Genomic DNA, 2,605 nt, shown 5'->3' on the forward strand with positions numbered 1-2,605 from the left:
GTAGGCCTGGTGATACACCTCGACCTTCTTGGCGATTTCTTCCGGGCCACCGAAGCCCAGCACCAGTGCGCCCATGCCACGACCGCCGGCATTCTTCAGCGACTCGGTGTTGGTGCATGCCAGGTACATCGGCGGGTGCGGATCCTGGTACGGCTTTGGATGGATCGGGCGCTTGGGTATCTGCACGAAGTCGCCGTTGTGCTCGATCTCGTCCTGCACGAACATTTTCGGGATCAGGTACATCATTTCGTCGATCTGCGGCTGCAAGGTCGCCAGGTCGTAGCCGAAGGTGCCGGCCTCCTGCTGGGTGCCGCCCTTGCCCACGCCGAAGTGCACACGGCCCTTGGACAACAGGTCGAGGGTGGCGATGCGCTCGGCGACCTTCACCGGATGGTTCATCGCCGGAGGCAGGCAAACCACTCCGTGGCCAATGCCGATGCGCTCGGTTTTACCGGCAACGAACGCCAGCATGGTTTCCGGCGCGGACATGTGCGAGTAGTTGCTCAGCGCCGTGTGCTCAACACACCAGAAGGTGTCGAAGCCGAGCTTGTCGGCCAGCACGGCCTGCTCGACAGTGTCTTCGAAAATCTTGCGGTCGCCTTCGCGGCYGGAGTCCACCGTCTGGGCTTCGTAAATCAGGGAAAATTTCATGGTTGATCCTTGTGCTTATTTGGATGCGCAGTCGGCGCCAGAGACCTGTGCCTTGCGCCCATGCTCGGGCATCGGCGACGCGCTTGAATCACGCAAACGGACTAGCCGAAAGCGTCAGAGAAAAAAGTCGTTACTGTCCTGGCCCATGCTCACCCCACCGAGGTTCCAGGCGTACTTGGACGGACTGTTGGCGACGTGGGCGCGACCGGTATGAATGTCGCGGAAGGCACGGTTGATCGGGTGGCTGCGGAAGATCGTCGAAGCACCGCTGTTGAACATCAGCTCGCCAACGGCCTTGGCGCACTTGTCGGCCACCAGCGCCGAGTCGTAACGCATTTTCACCCGCTCGGGCATGCTCAACGGCTCACCCTTCTGCGCCCGCTCCAGCATCAGGGCGAAGTTGCGATGCAGCACGGTCTTGCACTCGTCGACGCAGACCATGGCATTGGCCAGCGCCGATTGCGCGGCCGGGTCCTGGACCATTTTGCGACCGTCATTGACCCCGACCCGGGCGCGGTTGTGTTCGACAAACTGATCCACCGCGCCTTGCAGGGCACCGATAGCGGACGACGAAACCGCACGCACGAAAATCTGCCCGAACGGCAGGCGGAACAACGGTGCAGTGTTCTCCGCGTTGCCCGGACTGTTCTGCATGAAACCGTCGAACGCGCGATGGGTGCGGTACTCGGGCACGAAGGCGTTTTCCACCAGAATGTCGTGGGAGCCAGTGGCTTCCAGGCCCATGACGTTCCAGTTGTCGAGAATCTGGTAGTCGCTGCGCGGCACCAGGAACGTCCGATAATCCGGCGCCCCGCCCGCCTCCGCCGGCGGCACCAGCGCACCGAGGAATGCCCAGTCGCAATGCTTGCTGCCGGAGGAAAAGCCCCAGCGTCCGCTCAACTTGAAACCACCGTCGACCCGCTCGACCTTGCCCACCGGCATATAGGAAGAGGAGATCAGCACGCTGGAATCGCTGCCCCAAACATCCTGCGCGGCGCGGTCGTCGAACAGCGCCAGTTGCCAGTTGTGGATCGCCACCACCCCCAGCACCCAGGCCGAGGACATGCAGCCTTCGGCAAGGGTCATCTGCACGTCAAAGAAATCCTTGGGCTCCAGTTCATAGCCTTCCCAACGGGACGGTTGCAGGATGCGAAAGAACCCGGCGTCGTGGAAATCCTTCAGGGTTTCTTCAGGCAACTGGCCTGCTTGCGCGGCATTCAGGGYGCGTTCACGCAGGATCGGCACCAACTCGCGGGCACGTTGGCTCAGACGCTGGCGAATCAGGTCTTGGTTGAGCATTTTTATTGTTCTCCTTTGTTCACCCCATCCGCCGGGGCGCGCGTGTAACGGGGCGGGTGTAGTGCCCCTACGCTGGCATTCAAACAATGCGCAACAGAGTGGACATCCCTCAAACGGACCATGTGGGATTGGGGAACAGTTTTTTGGAGGTGAATCTGAAAGAGGTGTGTTGGCTGGCAGGCCGTCTTCGCTAGCAGGCTCGCTCCCACATTGGGTCTCCGGTTTTACTCGGGACTTGTGGTCGCTGAAGATCCCTGTGGGAGCGAGCTTGGTCCGGGCGGCGTTCCAACGATGGCTTTGTGTCAGGCGATGAATGTTTTGTGGGTGTACATATCCRTTGCTGCGGTAACGGCCRCTTAKGGTTCCGCTCTTACAGCGGGTCACTTTGAAAAGCGCAAAGTAACCAAACGCTCTTGCCCCTGACATTCGGTGCCTCGCCGTGGCTCGGCATGCCCTCGCTCCGGTCCTGCTCCGTGGGCCCGCCGCCATCGGCCATCCATGGCCCAGAGTGTGTAAAAACTGGTTCAAACATCGTCGACACTAGCGCCGACGATGTTTGGCTGGCTAACTACACCTAAAGCGCTCTTCGTAGCTCCAGCCCGCTTTTAATGCCACCAGTAACGCTTCTCAGCTCGTCCATCGGGCAAAACAGAAG

General features: G+C 60.7%; 2 protein-coding genes. Both read right to left on the reverse strand.

The features are described from left to right. A partial coding sequence (locus AC1DVH_RS29320) for an LLM class flavin-dependent oxidoreductase (RefSeq protein WP_477756729.1) occupies positions 1-651 on the reverse strand: 651 nt, incomplete at its 3' end. Between the two features lie 114 nt (positions 652-765). Beyond that, entirely contained in the window at positions 766-1,950 is a 1,185-nt protein-coding gene (locus AC1DVH_RS29325; RefSeq protein ID WP_477756730.1) for an acyl-CoA dehydrogenase family protein, read from the reverse strand. Positions 1,951-2,605 lie beyond the last annotated feature (655 nt).

Source organism: Pseudomonas sp. P4_C3 (assembly GCF_056402075.1).